Annotated in this window: 9 protein-coding genes; all 9 read right to left on the bottom strand. The window is 49.0% G+C overall.

What is annotated here, in order from left to right; all coding sequences use genetic code 11:
• Positions 1 to 141: 141 nt before the first annotated feature.
• Positions 142 to 6,495 carry a fibronectin type III domain-containing protein gene (locus KVT36_RS24225; protein ID WP_217606038.1) on the bottom strand — a complete coding sequence of 2,118 codons (6,354 nt, stop codon included), beginning with the start codon at positions 6,493 to 6,495 and terminating at the stop codon, positions 142 to 144.
• Positions 6,496 to 6,843: 348 nt separating this feature from the next.
• The gene (locus KVT36_RS24220; RefSeq protein ID WP_217606037.1) at positions 6,844 to 12,768 is read right to left on the bottom strand and encodes a putative Ig domain-containing protein; all 5,925 of its coding nucleotides are present in this window, start codon (positions 12,766 to 12,768) and stop codon (positions 6,844 to 6,846) included.
• A gap of 213 nt (positions 12,769 to 12,981) precedes the next feature.
• Positions 12,982 to 14,079, bottom strand: a complete 1,098-nt coding sequence (locus KVT36_RS24215; protein WP_217606036.1) for an acyltransferase — start codon at positions 14,077 to 14,079, stop codon at positions 12,982 to 12,984.
• A 5-nt stretch (positions 14,080 to 14,084) separates the two neighbouring features.
• Positions 14,085 to 15,263 carry a glycosyltransferase family 2 protein gene (locus tag KVT36_RS24210; protein ID WP_217606035.1) on the bottom strand — a complete coding sequence of 393 codons (1,179 nt, stop codon included), beginning with the start codon at positions 15,261 to 15,263 and terminating at the stop codon, positions 14,085 to 14,087.
• 20 nt (positions 15,264 to 15,283) lie between these two features.
• Positions 15,284 to 15,856: a gluconate 2-dehydrogenase subunit 3 family protein gene (locus KVT36_RS24205; RefSeq protein WP_217606034.1), complete on the bottom strand. Its 573-nt coding sequence runs from the start codon at positions 15,854 to 15,856 to the stop codon at positions 15,284 to 15,286.
• A gap of 134 nt (positions 15,857 to 15,990) precedes the next feature.
• Positions 15,991 to 16,776 carry a hypothetical protein gene (locus KVT36_RS24200; protein WP_217606033.1) on the bottom strand — a complete coding sequence of 262 codons (786 nt, stop codon included), beginning with the start codon at positions 16,774 to 16,776 and terminating at the stop codon, positions 15,991 to 15,993.
• Positions 16,777 to 16,809: 33 nt separating this feature from the next.
• Positions 16,810 to 17,538: a TolC family protein gene (locus KVT36_RS24195; RefSeq protein WP_217606032.1), complete on the bottom strand. Its 729-nt coding sequence runs from the start codon at positions 17,536 to 17,538 to the stop codon at positions 16,810 to 16,812.
• 96 nt (positions 17,539 to 17,634) lie between these two features.
• A complete protein-coding gene (locus KVT36_RS24190; protein WP_217606031.1) occupies positions 17,635 to 19,065 on the bottom strand; it encodes an O-antigen ligase family protein in 1,431 nt (476 codons plus the stop codon).
• Between the two features lie 130 nt (positions 19,066 to 19,195).
• Entirely contained in the window at positions 19,196 to 20,299 is a 1,104-nt protein-coding gene (locus tag KVT36_RS24185; protein ID WP_217606030.1) for an acyltransferase, read from the bottom strand.
• Position 20,300 lies beyond the last annotated feature (1 nt).

The following is a 20,300-nucleotide window of genomic DNA, read 5'->3' as shown; positions in this document are numbered from 1 at the left end:
TCAAATCTAGGATCGTAATCTAAGATCTAAAATCCTATTGTTTAATTTTCTTTAGATCCTGACCAGGGCGGACAATACGTCCGCTCCGGTCAAATCTAAATCTAAATCTAAATCTAAAATCTAAGAGCTAAAATCTAATGTCTAATGTCTGATCAGCTTGATCGTCTTCACTGGTTTGTTCTCAGAAAGGATCTGCAGCAGGTACAGGCCATTGCCCAATGCATTGCTGCCTACATCTATTCTTTCCTGGTACACACCACCACTTCTCTTACCCAGGTCTTTGGCCAGTATCAGGCGGCCGTTACCATCCAGTAAGCGGATGAGTATACGGGTTTCTTTTGTCTGGCGAATGGCCAGGTTAATATAGCTGCTGAACGGATTCGGATATACGTTTTCAACGGTTACTCCATCTACATCATCTGCCAGGGTATTAGCGGCCTGCTGTAAACCAGGTGTCAGGGCGCCCATGATACCAACGGTATTGGTACTGCGGCCATTGGCCATTGTGCCGCCGCCGTTAGGCAGGCTTTGCAGGGTGGTGCTGTCATCCGGCGGGAAGGCCTTGATCACCATCGCATTAATGTAGCCGTAGTTAAGGGCAGTGTAAACCGTGATGGTTACTTCACCATTGCTGTTCGGCACTACATTTTCTATTGTAACGGTGTTGCTGGTATTATCATTTGCATCCAGTGTTACCACCTTAGTGCCGATCTTGTAGGCCGTTACCCTTGTGCCACCGCTAACGCGGCTGCCCAGGAAGGTGAAGGAGTACTGTTTAGTAAGATCCAGGCCGCTTACCAGCATTACAGCAGTATCTGTTTCTGTGTAGTAAGACTCTGCCAGCACCTTGTCAGGATATACGCCGCTGTTATTACCAGTTTGTGCACCCGCCGGGTTAGTACCGGTGAAGTTGTTCACAATGCTCAGGTCTACGCTGGTGGTGTTACCTACATCATCCTTCAGGTTATTCCAGGCCAGGCCGGCGTTTGGCAGGGCAGCGGTAGCATTCCACGGCGCACCATAGATCTGGGTAACCGTAAAGTCTACATAAATGCCGTATGCCAGTGTACCACCTGCTGCAATGTTGCTGTAGGCTGACTGTACACCACTTGCTATTGCCCTTACCTTGTAGTAGAACACGGTGTTGGGTGCTAAGCCGGTGTTGGTGTAAGTGGTCACATTTGTGCCCACGGTAGCCAGCAGGCTGTACGTACCGTTACGGGTGGTTGAGCGCCATACTTCATACCCGGTTTCGTTGTTGGATTTATCTGCCCAGGTAAGCTGTATATTGGTCCTGGAGTTAGAGGTAGCTACCAGGTTGGCCGGTGCCAACGGTGTACCATCATCTACATAAGACTGGATGACAAAAGCATTCAGGTATGCAGAGAAGGAGCCGCTGGCCTGCCTTACGGTAAAGATGATATTACCGTCGCCGTCTGGTGTAAGGCCATTGAGCTGTACTGTGTTGCTGGTGTTGCTGGCTGCGTTGAGTGTAACGGTTTGTCCGCCTGCACCATAAGTGGTGTTCCTGTTATCGGATACGCTTTCACGGCTGCCAAAGAATACCAGGTTGTATTTGCGGGCAGCTGACAGGCCGCTGATGCGGATGCGTTTGTCGGTGCCGCTCTGGTCATAGAAGAACGTGTGCATCACGTTATCCGGGAATACGCCGGAGTTATCGCCGGTTACTGCGCCTACATTGTTAGCGCCGGTGAATATATCCAGGATGGTTACGTTGATGCCGCTGGCGGCGCCTGCTTCATCCTGCATATTATTGATACCTGCGTTGGTGTTGGGCAGTGCATTAAAGTTGTTCCATGGTGCGCTGGCAGGTTCTACCAGGTTACAGTTCACATATACGGAGCTGATCTTCTTATCTGTTACCTGTACGGTAAAGGTCTGGGTGCTGGAGCCGCCCTGGTTGTCGGTAGCTTTTACAGTAATGGTATACTTACCAATGTCTGTACCGCCGGGAGCCAGGTTAATGGAGCCAGTGCCGTTGCCATTCGTTTGCAGGTTAGCGAAGGCCGGGAGGCCGGTAGCTGATAGCGTGATCACATCGCCTGCTGCATCTGTAGCTGTTACAGGTATCTGTAGTACAGCATCCGTCTTCATGTTTACGTTAGCAATAGCAGCCAGTGCCGGGGGCCTGTTGGGTATAATCACTGCCACGGTATCCGTATATGGAGAGCTGCCATACTGGTTGAGCGCCCTTACCCTGTAGTACCAGGTTTGACCGCTGGTGGCATTCAGATCTGTATACGTAGTGTCGTTGGCGTTAGAGGAGCCATCGTTCAGCACTGTGAATGCGCCACCCTGTGTAGCTGAGCGGGATACTTCGTAGCCGGTTTCATTATACGCCTGGTCTGTCCAGCTAAGCCTAACGCCGTTGGTTTGTGCGGTGGCGATAAAGTTACCCGGTTTGGCCGGTGCCGTTGAATCATCAAAGGCTGCATTCACCACCATGGCGTTGATGTATGCATAAGTAGAGCCGGCAGCCGGTGCTATGTTAATAGTAATGCTGCTATCTGCACCCGGGCTTATGGAGTTGATATTAACGGTCTGTGTTGAGTTATTGGTTCCGTTCAGTGTTACGCTTACACCGTTAATAGTGTAGCTGGCTACGCGGGCATCGCTGATACCGGCGCGGCTGCCAAAGAACGTAAAGCTGTATTTGTATTTTGAATTCAGGCCTGTGAGGCGTATGGTTTGCGCCACAGCCTGTGTCCACCAGCTGCTGGTCATTACATTGGCCGGGTATACACCGGTAGTGTTAGCACCCTGGTTGTTGGTATTGCTGCCGCCGTTTATGGTTTGCCATGGCGTAAGCACGCTCATGGAGATACCGGAGTTCTGCCCGCTGTTGTTAAGCAGGTTGGGGAATACATCGCCCTGTGCCGGACGTTTATTGGTATTATTCCATGGAGCAGCGCCCTGGTATGCGCCATCTGTGAAGTTCACATATACCGCATAGTTGGGGTTCACATTGGTTACCGTGATCGTAAAGTCTTTAGTATCAAAGCCGCCTTTACCATCATCTACCTTGATCGTTACCGGGTAAGCGCCACCATCGGCATAACCGGGCGCCAGCTGTATAGTGGCGGTGTTGCCGTTAGGTGTAAGCGTAGCAAACGCAGGTAAGCCGGTGGCGGTCCAGTTGGTAGGATCGCTGGCGTTCTGATCGCTGGAGCTGAGGTTTACAGTAGCGCTGCCTTTTTCGGCTACGCTTACGTTATTGATCGGGCTCAGTACCGGCAGGTAGTTGTCATTCACAACGAGGGCGAAGATTTTGTTGCTTACGCCGCCATGCTGGTCTGTAGCGGTGATCTGGATATTATAAGTACCCTGATCGCCTATGCCCGGGTTAAAGGTAAGGAGGATACCGCCGCTGCCATCATCCCCGTAAGAAACAAAGGCCGGTGCATTGGTAGCCGTTAGGCTTACATCTTCTTCGTCCGGATCGCTGGCGCCTACATTAAAGGACAGGGTAGTGCCGTAACGCATAGTCCTGTCAGGAATGTCGGTGATCACCGGCAGGCTGTTCTGCGTAAGCGTATTCACCTCGTTGGTGTAACCGCTGTTACCGCCGTCGTTTTTAGCCCTTACGCGATAGTAGTAACGTGCGTTGGGGAACAGGTCCTGATCTGAGTAAGATGCATTTGCTGTTGCATTCGCTGCCGTGGTGGCTATGAGCACGTAATTGGCATTGGTGTTGGCGGAGCGGTATATTTCAAAACCTGTTTCGTTGCTGGAGTTATCTTTCCAGGCCAGGTTGATCTGCGTACCGGAAACAGCCGTAGCTGTAAGCGTATTGGGCGCAGTGGGTATTGATGGCAATACCTGCGTTTTGCCGCTGGCAGAAGAAGAGTTGGAAGAGGCGCCAGCCAGGTTAATTGACTTGAGCCTGTAGTAATAAGTAGTATTGGCATTCAACGTGGTATCTGTATAAGTTATCACGTTGGGGCCTGTTGTTGTAACAATGGTATAGGTACCGTTTGAGCTGGTGCTCCTGTACAGTTCAAAACCTGTTTCATTGCTGCTGTTATCCTTCCAGGTTACGCGCAGCGCCTTGTGGGATACTACTGCTACAGCTACCTGGCTGGGTGCTAACGGTGCAGCGCCCAGGTTAAGCGTATCAATGAAATACTGGGAAGGTATGGACTGACGGCTGCCTACGCCGTTGGCGGTATTTTTCCAGTACAGGGTAATGTTATCCGAACCGGTTACTTCAAAATAAGTAACAATGATCGGGTATGTGCCTTTGGTAAGGTTAATAGTGCCTTCCCTGTATTGTGAGCTGTGTACGCCATCATTATTCACGAGCGGCGTTGCAGCGGGATCATATACTTCGCTGCCGATGTATACCTTGCTGCCTGCATCTGAGTTGGTCTCAAATGTATAGTTACCAGTGGTGGGGATGTTGATCCATCCCTGCCAGATGAATGCAAACCGGTCGCTTTGTGTTCTTGGGCTGGTGCTTACTGTAGACACTACGCCTGTTTTGGCGGGCAGTAAAGTATTAAAGTCGGGTAATGCCGTCCAGCTGGCAGTAGTGGTGTAGTACTTGTAGTTAAGACCACTTTGATAGGTAGCTACTGTTACCTGGTTACTGGCCGGAGATTCGTTGCCGGCAAGGTCCCTGGCCTTGATCACTACCGTGTAAATAGTCTTGGCCGCTAAGCCGTAAGCTGCAAAGGAAGTAGTGCCGGCTGGAACAGTAAAGGTCTTTTTGCCGTTAAAATAAATATCGTATTTATCGATGCCTACATCGTCCGTAGAGGCAGTCCAGGTAAGGTTCACGGAGCTGCGGGTGGCGCCGGACTGTGCCAGGCTGCCCGGAGCTGTGGGCTTTTGGTTATCCGCCAGGGTAAGGCCGTTTGCCTCGCTGCTCACCGGTGCTGCGCCGTTATTATTTACGGCACGTACAATGTAATAGTAGCGGGTATTGGCCATCAGGCCGGCGTCAGTAAAGGTGAGCACATCTGCATTCACCTTACCTACCAAGGTGTAGGGACCACCGGCAGTTGCGGCGCGGTATAATTCAAATGCGGTTTCGTTATAAAGCGGGGATGGCTTATCCGTCCAGTTAAGCTTAAGCTGTGTTTTGGACAATGGCGTAACCAGTAATCCACCGGCAGGATCAGGCGCATTGGCGCCAGCCGCATTAATAACCGGGAAAGGAGTGGAGAAGCTGCTGGAGCAACCGTATTGTTCGGTTACCCTGGCAATATAACTGCCGGTTTCACGGGCAGTGAAGTTCATTGCCCTGCCTAAGGTATCTGTACCACCGCTCTTCATCCATGCGTAAGAGGCATAACCATCCGGCAAAGAAAGTATTACACTGTCCTTACCTTCCGGTGTGGGCAGTACATTACTCTGCAGGCCGGCCATTTGTATATTAGGCGTTACGGTAGGCGCTTTGGTTTGCACTACAACAGGGATAGGCGACCACTGGGACCACCTGCTGCCGCTTCTTACCCTGGCTGTATACGTACCAAAACTGGTCACCAGCAGCGTATTGCTGTTAGCGCCAGATATGAGTGCGCCGTCTTTCCGCCACTCATAAGCATCGAATCCTGCGGTAAGCCCCAGGGTGGTATTTACCGGGTCACCGGGACAAAATTCCGTTCTGCCATATAAAGCCCATGGGTTGGACTTATAGGCGCGGGACATAAAGGGGAAATAGTCCGATTCGCCCCAGGCTAAGTTCCATACGCCGTGGCCCTGACCGTCGTAGATCTTTAATTTATAGTTGGCGCCCGCATTCTGTGCTGCGGTCTGGATCATCAGTGCTACAGCCGGTGCGGGGTTCTTATCCACACCACCCTGGAATTGCCAGAGGGGCGTGTATTTCCAGCTTTGTACATAATTATCATAGGTATCATTTGCCGCGCTGATAGGCGTAGCTGCCGCTACCAGCTTGGGGTAACGGAACAGAAAATCCCAGGTGGCCATACCGCCCCCGGAAAGACCTTCGATCATACAGCGGAAAGGATCCACATTAAGCTGCTGGATAAAGAAGTTGTTAATGAGCTCATTCATGTAATCATATTGGGTATTTCCCCAGTATCCGCCATTATTCTGCGCATACAGGAGAAAGCCGTCAAATGCTCCGGATAGTACCCGGCTCTGATGTATCTGACCTCCATGATACAGCTGGTACTCATTGTCATAGATAGATCCCTTCTCCCCAATACCGTGGAAGAAGATGATGAGGGGATACTTTTTGGAAGTGTCCGCAGCGTTGAAGTTTTTGGGATACATCAGGCGGAACTGCATGCCCTTGTAGATGTAACATTTGTATGTGTCGCTGTTCCAGCTAACACGTTTGGTCCTTACCCATTTACCAATCTGCCCCCATGCTGGCTGTGTGGGCGGGTTGGCTGAGTTGTAGGTGACTACTGGATCGCTTGGATTCAGCACTTGTGCCCATGTTTGCTGCGTGCATATGCATGTAAGCATCACCAGCATTAAGCGGAGGTAAAATTTGATCATATAAAATGATTGAGTATCCGGGTAATAATTAATTGTTACCAGGCTCTTTCATCGGAAGTGATGGTTAAATTATTAAGTATAGGAGAGTTTTCTCAGGAGATGGTCGAAAAGAAGTGGAATTGTCCCTACTCGATATATTCATCGCAATTTAGAGAATAAAAATATTCCCGGTAGTTAAAAGTTGGTAAATGGCGTAAAATTACTGGTAAACCTCCTGATTTGTGCAATAACCGTTTTGGGGAAGGCTAAAATAAGGGTGTTATAAAATATGAAGGGCCGGCCAAAAAGTACCGCTGCTTACCTGCCTGCAGTTACTTCTTAGCCAGCCCTTGTAAAGGGAGTATTATTTTACTGTTTTACCAGCTTAAGTGTTTTTATCTGGTTGTTACCGGACAGCACCTGTAACAGGTATATGCCACGCTGCAGCTGCTGGTTGTTGATCTCCAGCCTTTCCTGGTAGGCGCCGCTGCCCTTGTTGCCCAGGTCTTTCAGCAGCACTGGCCGCCCATTCATATCTATTAACCTTACCTGTATGCGGCTGGCGGTTTGCCCGCTGCTTATGGTAAAGTTCAGGTTAATAAAGCTGGTGAACGGGTTGGGATATACGGTCACCGCTTCCACTGCATTCGCCGGCGTGTTATTTATTGCCGCTACGCCGCTCATAGCGCCCATGAGCCCTATGGTCTGGGTGCTGCGCCCGTTATCCATAGTGGCGGCAGCTCCGTTTACCGGCAGGGTTTCAAGGTTAGTGCTGTCTGTAGCAGGGAATACCTTTACCACCATTGCATTCAGGTGACCGAAGTCGAAGGTGGAGTAAATGTCTATATATACCTCCCCGTTATTATCCGGTTTTACCTTATCAATGGTCACCGTGTTCTGGGTGTTATTATTCGCATCCAGTGTTACGGCACGGCTGCCTATTTTGTAACCGGTAATGCGGGTGCCCACATCTGCACGGCTGCCCAGGAAGGTAAAGGAGTATTCTTTCAGCTGATCCAGCCCGCTCATTTTTATACGTGCAGTATCTGCGCCTTCTGTATAGAAAGATTCTGCCAGCACTTTATCCGGGTACACGCCGCTATTATTGCCGGTTTGTTTGCCGGCCGGGTTAGAGCCTGCAAAGGGCGCCAGGAAGGTCATATTAACGCCGGTGGTATTGCTGCCATCATCTTTCAGGTTAGTAACCCGGTACCCTGCATCCGGTAATACCGTGATGTTCGTCCAGGGGGCAGGCGCCAGGTTTACGGAAGTAAAATTAATACTTAGGCTGTAGGCCATGGTGCTGCCGCCGGCAATATTGCTGAATGCAGAGGCTGCAGTACCTGCCAGGGTCCTTACTTTATAATAATATACGGTGTTGGCGCTGACATTGTTGTCTGTGTAGGCGGCTATATTAGCGCCCACGGTAGCCAGCACGGTATAGGCGCCGTTCTTGCTGTTAGCACGCCATATTTCGTAGCCGGTTTCATTGCTGGCCTTATCTGCCCAGGCCAGCTGTATGCTGGTTCTGCTGGCGGATGTAGCGGTCAGGTTATCCGGGGCAATGGGTATGCCATCATCCACATAAGACTGTATTACCAGCGTATTCAGGTAAGCGGAGAAGGAGCCGGGAGCCTGTTTTACGGTAAAGATGATATTGCCGCTGCTATCCGGCGCCAGGCCATTGAGCTGCACGGTATTGGCTGTATTGCTGGCTGCATTTAATATTACGCTGTCGCCGCCCGCTGCGTAAATAGTGTTCCGGTTATCTGATACAGCGGTACGGCTGCCAAAGAATACCAGGTTGTATTTACGGGTGGCGGAAAGGCCGCTGAGGCGTATGCGCCTGGCGGTGCTGCTTTGATCGTAGAAGAATGTTTGCATTACTGTATCCGGGTACACGCCGGAGTTGGTACCGGTTACAGCGCCTACATTATTGGCGCCGGTAAAGGCATCCAGTATGGTAATGCTGATGCCGCTGCCTGCGCCGGTTTCATCTTTCATATTACTGATGCCTGCATTTACATTGGGCAGCGAATTAAAGTTGTTCCAGGGTGCGCCGGCTGGTTGTACCTGGTTGCAGTTCACATATACGGTAGATATTTTGTTATCTGTTACCTGTACGGTAAAGGTTTGGCTGCTGGAATCGCCCTTGTTGTCTTTTGCAACCACCGTTAGCGTGTATTTGCCAATATTGGCGCTGGCAGGCGCCAGCTGCAGGGTGGCAGCGCCATTACCGGTGGCGTTGAGCGTGGCAAAGGCAGGGAACCCGCTGGCACGCAGGGTTATAGTGTCGCCCGTAGCATCTGTAGCGCTAAGGGCTATCTGCCGGGTGCTGTCTGCCTTTATGATCACATTATCTATTGCTGCCAGTACCGGCGCTTTGTTGGGCACCAGTATGGATGCAGTATCTGTAAAAGGTGAAACGCCGTGGCTGTTAACCGCCCTTACCTTGTAGTACCAGGTTTGGCCGCTGGCCGCATCAGCATCCGTATAGGCGGTATCGTTAGCCGCGCCGGTATGTATCAGCGTAAAGGTGTCTGTTTTAGAGGGGCTGCGGTATACTTCATAGCTGTCCTCATTATACGCCTGGTCTGTCCAGCTTAGCTTTACACCCTGCGTAACACTGGCGGCTGTAAAATTACCCGGCCGGGCAGGCGCAGTACCATCGTCATAAACAACGGTAATAACCATCGCATTCAGGTAAGCATACTGGGAGCCTGCAGCAGGCTGCAGGTCTATTTTAATATTGCCTGCGCTATCCGGCCTTATGTTGTTGATAGCTACGGTTTGGCTGGTGTTGTTTGATGCGTTCAGCGTTACGCTGGTACCGTTAATAGTATAATTGGCAATGCGGTTGTCTGATACGCCATAGCGGCTGCCATAAAAGGTGAAGCAGTATTTATATGCTGTGGGCAGGCCGCTGAGCTGCATGGTTTGTTTGTCAGTGTTGGTCCACCAGTTGCTGGTCATTACATTATCCGGGTACAGGCCTGCATTGCTACCGGCATTATAGCCCTGGTTATTGGTATTGGCGCCGCCGTTCACGGTTTGCCAGAGCGTAAGCACGGTCATGCTAATGCCGGTGGCGCTGCCTTTATCATCTTTCCAGCCGGAAAACACATCGTTCTGCAGGGGTTTCCTGTTGGTATTGTTCCAGGGGCTGCCGGCTGTATAAGAGCCATCCGTAAAATTAACGTATACCTTATAGTTGGGATTTACGTCTGTTACAGTAATGGTGAATTGCCGGGTAGCCAGTCCGCTTCTGTTATCTGATACCTTCACCGTTACATTATAGGTGCCGGCATTTGCATAACCGGGTTTTACCAGCAGCTGCGCAGTATGGCCGGCCGGTGTAAGCGTTGCAAAGGAAGGCAGGCCGGTAACAGTCCATATAGCCGTATCCGCGGCATTTGCATCGCTGGCGGAAAGGCTTACCTGCAGGCTGTCTTTTTCTGCCAGGGTTATATTTGCAATGGGGCTTAATACCGGTTGATAGTTATCATCTACATTTAGTGTAAATGTTTGTGTGGTAATGCCGTTATGCTGGTCTGCAGAAGTTGCGGTGATCGTATATGCGCCGGTATCTGCCTGGGCAGGGGAGAAGGTAACGGTAAAGTTGTCTGTGCTACTGTCGGTAACGGAAGCAAAAGCCGGCAGGTTGGTAACAGCCAGGGTTACAGGTTCATTATCCGGGTCTGTAGCGGTAATATGATAAGTTAGCTGGGTGCCGTAGCGCATGGTTTGATTGGCCGCGCCCGTAATAACAGGCTTGCTGTTCAATGTTTGCTTGGTTACCTCATTGGAGTAGCCGCTGGTGGCACTTCCGTTTTTAGCCAATACCTTATAATAGTAGACACCATTGGCAAACAGCCCGGTATCTGAGTACTGCACGGTGGTGCCGGAGCTGGCAGCCAGTGAGGCCAGCAATACATAGGTGCTGTTATTGTTGTAAGAGCGGTACAGCTCAAAGCTGGTTTCATTGTTGCTCCTGTCTGTCCATTGCAGGTCTATCCGGCTGTTTGATACCGGGGTAGCTGTGAGTGCGTTGGGCGAGGTAGGGGATACTGCTTTGCTGGTGGTGCCCTGAATATAATTACTTAAGTCGCTGCTGCCGTATTTGTTGATGGCTTTGAGCTTGTAATAATAGCTGGTATTGGCCGACAAACCTCCGTCCGTATAGGTTCTCAGATTGGCGGCCACGGTGGCTGCAATCCGGTAAGTGCCGCCGGAGCTGGTGCTTCTGTATATTTCAAAGGCAGATGCACGGCCGCTGCTATCAGCCCAGCTTATCTGCAGCTGGTTAAAGGATGCAGCAAGGGCAGTTAAGCTATATGGTATGGATGGTACATTGCCCAGGGTAATGGTATCAGTGGCATTTACTGCTGCAACAGATACCTGGTTGCTGGCCGGCGATTCATTGCCTGCCAGGTCGCGTGCCTTTACTACAAAGTTGTATACCTGGCGGTAATTAAGCCCATATACGGTTATGGCAAAACTGTCTTTAGGTGTGGTGTAGGATTTAATACCATCCACATACACATCGTACCTGTCTATCCCCACATTATCTGTAGCGGCGCCCCACTTTAACCTTACGGTACTACGGGTGGCGCTTACCTTGGTTAAGGCTGATGGCGCAACCGGCGCAGTGGTATCTGCTTTGGTAATGGCGCTGGCTTCATTGCTTACAGGCGCTGCGCCGTTATCGTTCACTGCTCTTATAATATAATAAAAGCGGGTGTTGGTGGGCAGGCTGGCATCTGTATAGGTAAGCACATCCGCATTTACCCTAGCTACCAGCTGGTACCTGGTGCCTGGTGTAAGAGTGCGGTATATTTCAAAAAATGTTTCATTATACGCGGGCGATGGTTTATCGATCCAGTTCAGCTTTACCTGGGTTTGGGAAAGGGAGGAAACAATGAGGCCGGCAGCGGCATCCGGGGCATGTGCGCCATTGGCCGGAATTACGCGGAAGGGTGCGGAGAAATTGTCAGAGCAACCGTATTTTTCGGTTACCCGGGCTATATACCCCCCGGTATCACGTGCGGCAAAAGTACTGTTACGGCCTAAAGTATCTGTACCACCGGCTTTCATCCATCTATAAGTGTCATAACCCTCCGGTTCTGACAGTACTACGCTGTCTTTCCCTTCCGGTGTGGGCAGCACGTTACTTTGCAGGCCGCTGGTGGTTATAGCGGGTGTTATGGTAGGTGCTTTGGCGCCTACCACTACCGGCATGGGCGACCAGTCAGACCAGGTGTTGCCGTTCCTTACCCGGGCATCGTAGGTGCCATAGCTGCTTACCTGCAGCGTATTGCCGGCAGCGCCGGGTATTACCGCTCCATTCTTACGCCACTGGTAGGCATCAAATCCGGCAGTAAGGCAAAGCGTGGTATTTACAGTTTCGCCGGTACAATACTGGTAATGGCCATATAATGGCCAGGGATTGGCTTTGTTAGCCCGCATTATGAATGGGAAAAAATCAGCTTCATTCCAGGCAATATTCCATATGCTATGTGGCTGGGTAGGGTAAATGGTGAGCTTATAGTTGGCGCCGGCATTTACTGCAGATGTTTGAATAAGCGTAGCTACGGCCGGGTTGGGATTACCATCTTTACCACCCTGGAAATGCCATACGGGTATGGCTTTCCAAAGCTCTATAGAATCATCGTAAGTGTCTTTTGCTGCGCTGATGGGCGTTGCACCGGCCACAAATTTAGGATGGCGGATAAGCATATCCCAGGTGGCCTGCCCGCCGGCAGAATAACCGTCTATGGTTACGCGGAATATATCCGCATGCAGCTGGGGAGCCATAAAATTGGTGACGATCTGCACCAGGTAATCATATTGTGTATTACCAAAGAAACCGGTCAGATTCTGCGGAAAGATCACAAACCCGTCATAAGAGCCGTTGTTCCGCTTAGCCAGGTGCTGGGTGCCGCCTGCTTCCAGCTGTTTTTCGTTATTATAAATATCTCCTTTGGAACCTGTGCCGTGAAATACAATGGTAACGGGGTATTTCTTGGTAGTGTCCGCCGCATTGAAGTTTTTGGGGTACAGCAGGCGGAACTGCATATCATTATAGATATAACATTTGTAATCGTCTGTGTTCCAGCTCAGGATCTTGGACCTTACCCATTTGCCAATTTGGTTATAGGCAGGTTTCACTGGGGGCTTGGAAGAGTTGTATGTTACTACTGCATCATTTGGATCCAGCACGCTTTGTGCCCATGAAAAGGATGACTGAGTGCAAATGAGCATCAGCATCACCAATCGGAGATAGAATTTGATCATATATTATGATTGAGTATCCGGTAATATTTCATTGTTACCAGGCTCTTTCATGGGATATGAATGGTTAAAATATTGGAATAGATGAATTCCCGAAGATGATCACAAAACAATTCAGATCAACAACAACGTAATAGTCTACACGATGAAAATCTGTGCAAGTTAGCAAACAAATTTTTCCCGTTCTATTAAAATTTTATTAAAATTTCCAGTAAGTTACACGCCCACCAGGAACTTACTCTTTTTCCCTAAGATCCTTTGAGTTAACTGTAACGCCCATATGGAAAGTAACATTACTACTATAAGGCATACGGTCCAAACCACTAAATTACCCGGCATAGCTGCGTGAAATATCTTCTGGTACGCACCTCTCAATAACAGCACAAAGAAGTAGTGTACAAAATAAATACCAAAACTCAGCACCGCCAGCACATCTACAAATTTCGGCACATATTTTTCCAGCCTCCAGAGCCAGTAAAGGTAAAAAGGGCAGAACAGCATTTTATGTGTGTAGTCCACATTATCATAAAAGCGTGGGCTTATAAAATAATTCAATACTAAAAAAGCTATAGGCAGCACCGTTACTAAAACCCAGTATTTACGGGCAAATACAAGGTATTCATCTTTATAACGGCTCAGGAACATTCCAAAAACATATACGGATAAAAAGTGCACCGCCATTACCAGCGTATCACTTAAGGTACTGCGTTGTACCACTAATGATATGATAATAAGCCCCGGCAAAACACCGTAATATAATTTCGGATGCCGGTCCACATACAGCAATATGGGCGCTATCAAATAATATAAAGCTATCATGGGTATAAACCACAACTGTTGCAAATGCGCCCCATGCAGTAAATAATAGCTGCCCTGGCGCCACAGGCTCCATGATGCAAAATCCGGGTGATCCTGCAGCGTAAAACCGTTAATATCCTGCGATATCAGGCGGTAAGCCAGTACTGGTATGGATAACAGCAGGTAAGGGCAAATTACGTTCTGGAACTTTTTAACCAGGTAATCCTTATACTCAAATTTGGCAGAAAGGTGCTGAAATAAGTAACCTGCAATGAACAGGAACAGGATGGTGGAGTTTTGCATAATAATGTCCAGCACCTTATGCGATACGGACCCTTCCCTCCAGTTTAATAAAATGTGCGCGCCTACTACATAAATAATGGCCACTCCACGGAAATTGTGAATGTAGCCAATGAATTTCTTGGGGGCTTTGGCTGCATTTACCGGTGCAGCAGGGGTAATAGTGGCGGCAGGCGCCAGGGTATTGTCTGTTGTGAGTGGTAATTGTTTTTCCATACCTGTTATATTTTACTACGTTTCGCTTTTTCCCAGGCTGCAGACTGGGTGTTGGTAAGGTAGCGGTAAAATCCCTGGTACACCGCTATGTTCATGAACAGGAAATAAAAAGGGATATAAAATATGCTGATCTTAATATTACGTTCTGCCAGGCTATAACCTATAAATGCTGCTGCATAACCCATTACTTGAATAAGGAGGAAAGCGTAAAAAAGCCAGCCCCCCGGATATATTACTAACATTATATTTGTTACTAATAATAGTAGCAGGCTTAAAGGGCTCAGCGTCCAGCGCAATACCCGGTGGGATATGTACTGGAACGATACTACCGGGAAGCGGAAAAAGTTCAGCAGGGCCCGCAGCATTACAATAGACTGGAAACCGCCGGCGCTGATGCGGATCTTCCGCTTATGCTCCTCCGCAATATTGTCGGAAGGCGTTTCCATGGCATAGGCGTCCGGTGCATAGGCAATCCGGTAGCCTTTCAGGTTTATGCGCAGGGAAATTACAAAATCGTCCAGGATCACCTCTTCCTCCACCGGCTGAAATAAGGCAGTGCGGATGGAGAATAGCTCCCCGGCTGCGCCCACCACAGAGTACAGCTCTGCATCCAGCTTTTTCAGGTAAGATTCATACTTCCAGTAAATACCTTCTGTGGCTGCAGCTCCGCTGCTGTCGTCACTGATCACTTTCTTTTCGCCGGCCACGCCGCCTACAGTTTCATCCGCATAATGTTTTACGATGTTGCGTATAGCGTCTTTATTCAGCAGGGTATTGGCATCGCAGAAAATAACGTAAGGGGTTTGCACCTGTTCCATGGCCCGGTTCAGGGCTGCAGTTTTACCGCCCCGCTTATCCGTGTGCAGTAATTGCAGCTCAGGGTAGCGGCTAATGATCTGCGGGGTAGCATCAGTTGATCCGTCTGTGATGAACAGCAGGTGTCTTTTATGTGCCGGGTAATCCAGCGCCAGGGTATTTTCTATTTTCGCAGTAATGATCCCTTCTTCATTATAGGCTGCTACCACCAGCGTTACATCCGGCTCATAGGGCGGGGCAGGGGCTGGCGCTGTACGTACCAGCATACGCTTAATGCGTACTATTACCCACAGCAGCAACCCGTATCCTATATAGTTGTAGAACAGGATAAAGAGACTGATGATAAATATGATATAAGTAATTCGCATTTTTCAGGGGTCTTTTAATTTCAGGTGGCCCAGCATTTTTGCCCGGGTACCAGCGTTGCGCAGCCCTGGTATTTGCCCGGGATATAATCATAGGCCAGCCCTTGCGTAGCGCCCTGTATAGAGGTGCAGTAACCCTGCACGGTATATTTTTTCAGGGTTACAAAAAAGCTGTCGCCAAATAATTTGCGCTGTACTTTGCCGGCCAGGCCGCTGTATTGCCGGTCTCTTTTTTCAAAATGCGCCAGCACATTATGGCGCTGTTCTTTACTGCATTCCAGGAAGGAGCGGCTGTACTGGGCTTGTGCATACTGCTGCACATCCACCAGCCCATCCATGAATTTATTTTGCAGCTTGGTGGGGGTGCAGTCCTGTATCATGGTAATGATATAATCCTGCACACCGGCATCTTTAGCGCCGGGCGTATCCGTGCGCGGTATAATGGTTTCCGCCAGCTCAGCGATCAGCGCTTTATAACCCGGCAAATGCTGCAGGTCTGGTTTCCTATACCATTGGTAACCTTTAAAACCGGCTGCTACCGCGGCAGCGCCACCGCCGAAGAGCAGGAAACCTTTGAGTGCTTTCCGTCTATCCATGGGGATTACGAATTATCAATTACAAATTATGTACTTCAAATCCAATCTATCAACACACAATTCCACAACTATAAACTGCCAATTACGAGTTGCAATCACTACGCAGTGTCCAACCCGTAATTGACAATTCGCAATTACTTTCTGTATTGCAAGAGCCATTCATAAATACTCAGTCCATTCTCCCGGTACTTCGGATTGTAGAACTCGTGCCAGCAGCAATGCCCGCCAGGGTACACGGTTAAACGCGTAAGCCCGGGTTTATACTTATTGGTACTATCTACATAGGTGTGCGCATTTCTAAGCACGTACCCATCTTCCAGCCCGGCAAAATACCAGGTATGTATGTTGGCATCGGTTACAAGCCGGTAACGTTTCAAATACGGGCTGTCCGTAATGGGCGCCGACATAGTAACGCAGGCAGCTATCCGGTTAGCCAGGTGTTTGTTATGCGTTTTGGCAGATTCTACTGACCACCCGCCGGCACTATAACCGGTCAGGTAGATCCGGGTAGTATCCACCGGATAACGTTTGATCACATCATCCAGCATCGGATCCACATCCTGTGGGGAGAACGACCAGCTTTCCGCCAGTGGCGCCACCACAATGAACTCGTATAACTTTTTATCCTTCGGGTTCACGGCCTCAATTTTCCTGCCCTCATGGATCTGCCGTGTTACGCCTTCCCGGAATATTTTACCCAGGTCTTTGCCCGCAATGCTTCTGCCGTGAAAGGCAACCAGCAGCGGATACTTTTTGCCAGGCACCGGTTTGTCCGGTGTGTAGATCAGCGCCGGCCTGGTTTGCCACGGACTGATCTTAACCTGTGTTGCTTGCATGGGGGCATAATCCACAACATCCTGCCCGTGCGCGTTACCGCATAGCCAAAGGCCCGCCAGCAGCATCATATGCCTTAAGATCATTACAATAAAATTTACGATCAACAAAGAGAAATACTACAGTAAGCGCATCACCTCTTCGAGGGTCATGCCTACAATGCCTTCCAGCGCCAGCTTTGACTGACGCAGATTTTTTTCCAGCAATACCTTCTGTACCATTTCTACGTTGTAATCGTGGTAGGCCGCTTTATATTCATCCAGCGGAATACCTTCAGTGCCGGCACGGAACTTTTCTTCTATCTGGTTGTAATGCACCAATGCATCTTCCAGGATAGGGCCGTGCAGCTCTACCAGCTGTTTATTGGCGGAATATTCTTCATACGCTTCCAATACTTTATCCTTAATGATCAGCGCAGCGGATTCCTGTTGTTTTTGTACCACGCGGCCCTGTGCCTTTGCTTTCTTCACCTCGTTAGGGATAGAAATAAAATGGCCCAGCGGTATTATTACCCCAAAGTTATAACGGGGGTAAAAGCTGGCCTGCGGGTTGTTACCATTGTTATTGCCTTTAATGGTGAACTCATTTAAGTTACCGGCAGCCGTAAGGTGGTTTAGCCAGGCTGCTTTGGCAATGCGTGTTTCGTATTTGGTGATATCTTTCTGGGCGTCATACTGCCGTACGTCCGGGTTTTGCAATGCCAGTTCCACCAGCTTTTGTTTAAACCGTGCAATAATAGACGGATCCTGCGGCAGCTTTAATAAAACAGAAGTATCCGGTTGTTGCAGCTGTGCAAAAGCCCCCAGGCTTATACATACTGCCAAAAAGGTAATGTAGGCTCGTTTCATCAGTCAATATTTAGATTTTAAAACTGCATGATGGCCCCCGCTTATAAATTTCCGTTAGTCCGGAAACTTATGAAGTGCGGTTCCACCAGCAAATATTTACGCCCTTTCCAGGTATTTAATTTTAATTACAATGGCCATAAAGGCATACAACATAATAGATGTTTCCACCAGGGTAGTGGTGTCCTGCGCATACTGTGATATGGCTGCTGCAAAACTGGCGGCAGCAATGCCTATCATCAATAGCTTGTCCAGCTCCCATTTCACACGGAAAAAGTTTGATACCGCTATTTGTATCAGGAAAAACAAATGACCGGCTATCAGCAGCATGCCTATCCAGCCCGTTTCCAGCACAGCGCGCAGGAAACCATTGTCCGTCTGGAAATCGGCCAGCTGATGCCCGGGGTTATAGGTAACCCCGTTACCACCGGTTGTATTTACGCCTCCCCCAAATGGATGCGATTGCAGGTATGGTTGTATGCGGTGCCGGTTACGGTCACGCACATTCACAGATTCATCCTGCTTGCCAATAAAGGCTGTTCTAACCCGCACAATAGTAGCGTTGCTGTGAAAAGGCCCGTACAATATTACCAGCGAAAAAAACGCAAAGGCCATGGCCACTAAAATAGTATTGCGCTTTTGCAGGTTGGCCATAAAGAACACCATCAATCCCAGCGGCACCATTACATAACCCGTACGCGTACCCGAATAACCCAGCGCCAGCACATGCAGCATGATGGATACAATAATGACGATCTTGATGGGGATGGAAATAACGGTCCTTTTAGCAGTCAGGAGGATGAGCATCATGATGATGTTACAGGCCATAATGATCCCGAACACCGCTGCATCCGACATAAAGGAGAATAGCCTTATACCGGATATAATCATGGTAGTGCCAAACTTTTCCCGGTACTTGTTAATGTACGCCTGCTCATAAGGCAGCAGGCCATGCCATTGCTGTATGCAGCAATAGAAGGCAGCCGCGGTACCCAGTATCAGCCAGTACTTCATGAAAGTACGCACGTCCTGGAGGCTGTTGAAAACATTCAGTCCTACATACAGGAAAATATAACAGCGCAAAGACACCCGCATAAACACATACCAGCCCAGGAAAGAATGCGTTTCCGGGTTAAAAAATTCCATTACCAGGATGATCAGGTACAGGAACAGGCATACTAACAGCGGATCCTTAAAGAACTTTACTTTTTTGATCGTTTCATCACCCCGTTTAAAAATGCAGCCGAACAACACAGAAAGCAGCAGCGCATCCATCACTATCCCCACACTCTGTTCTGAGCCGGACATACGTTCCAGCAAAGGCAGCGTCATGGTAATAGTGATGTAGATGTAGTATCCCAGCTTATAATTGGCCACGCATACCAGGCAAATGGCAGCGCCTATGATCATTACACTCAGCCCAACGCCCGCCTTCAGGTCGGTGGAGGCCACGTAGGCCAGCACCGGTACCATGATCGCCCATAACAGTATTATGAACCAGAGCGTAATATTTTTCTTTGTCAATTGCATGTATGCCTTACCGTTATACTCCCTTACAGGAACATTGTTTTGATCAGCAGCATAAGAATGGTCATCCCTACAAAAAGGATGATCAGTGATCTATGCAGCTGGTCGCTGATGATTTTTTTTTCCGGTTTTCTCATTGTTCACTTACTTTATCTGTTGTTGCTGCGCTGGCCACAAGCCGTTTTTCCGCCTGTGTTTTAAAAGGCCCTATAAACAGGAACTCCAGGTGTAACAACAGGCAGAGCCTGTAGAGTATAATGGATAATGTGATCCCCAAAGTCATTAGTATCAGTGTCATTACCGGCATGCTCAGCTGCACATTCAGCCGTAACAGCACCATACGGAACAGGAATACAATGCCCAGGTGCAGCAGGTAGATGTATAATGAATAGTGACCTAATGTTTGCAAAAAAACAGCGCGCTGGTATTTGGCCAGCAAAAAAGAGATCATGATCACCAGCAGTGCGCCAAACATGGCCAGTGCGGAAAAAATGTACATGTTGGCCTCCGGGTGCTCCATAGTGTAATATTGCGCCAGTATAAAAAAGGGCAGCAGTATCATTACCTTATAACCGGAGGTAAGCTGCCGTTGTATCTTATCCTGGAAAAAATAAGGCGCAGCCAGGTGCCCCAGGCAAAAGAACACATAAAACATCATTACATCGGAAAGGGTGCTGATGGTGCCTGCCAAAGGAATAAGCCCCAGCATTACCAGGCCCAGTAGCAGCTGCATCGGCGCTTTTAGCTTTACGACCACATGGTTAAAAAGGTACAGCGCCGTTACATTGAACAGCGCAAACAAATACCATTGCTGCAGCATGCCGCGGGGGTGAATAAGAATGTCAATATAATTGCCAACACCCCGTTTAAAATTTGTATACTCTGAAAAAATGATCTGAAGGGTTAACTGGATGAAGCACCATAACAGGTAGGGGTACAGCAAAGTATTGATCTTGGCTACCAGGAAGTCCGCAGCCCCCCGCTTTTGCAGGCTGGAGGCAAAGAACAGGCCTGACAGGAAAAAGAATAACGGCATACGGAACCCGTACAACATTTCATTTGCATCCATCAGAGCGGGCGTTACTGATACGCCGCTATACAATAATCCATATAATACATGTCTGTACACTACAAATATAATTGCGATTCCTTTTGCATAATCCACCCAGGCATAGCGTCTTGATGTCGCCGGCCGGAAGGAGAAAATAAATTTTAGTTTTGGGGTTATGGATTCCATA

This window comes from Chitinophaga sp. GbtcB8, assembly GCF_019091455.1.
Classification (GTDB): Bacteria; Bacteroidota; Bacteroidia; order Chitinophagales; family Chitinophagaceae; genus Chitinophaga.
Note: the sequence above shows the minus strand (reverse complement) of the source record. Positions and strands in the feature narration are given on the sequence as shown.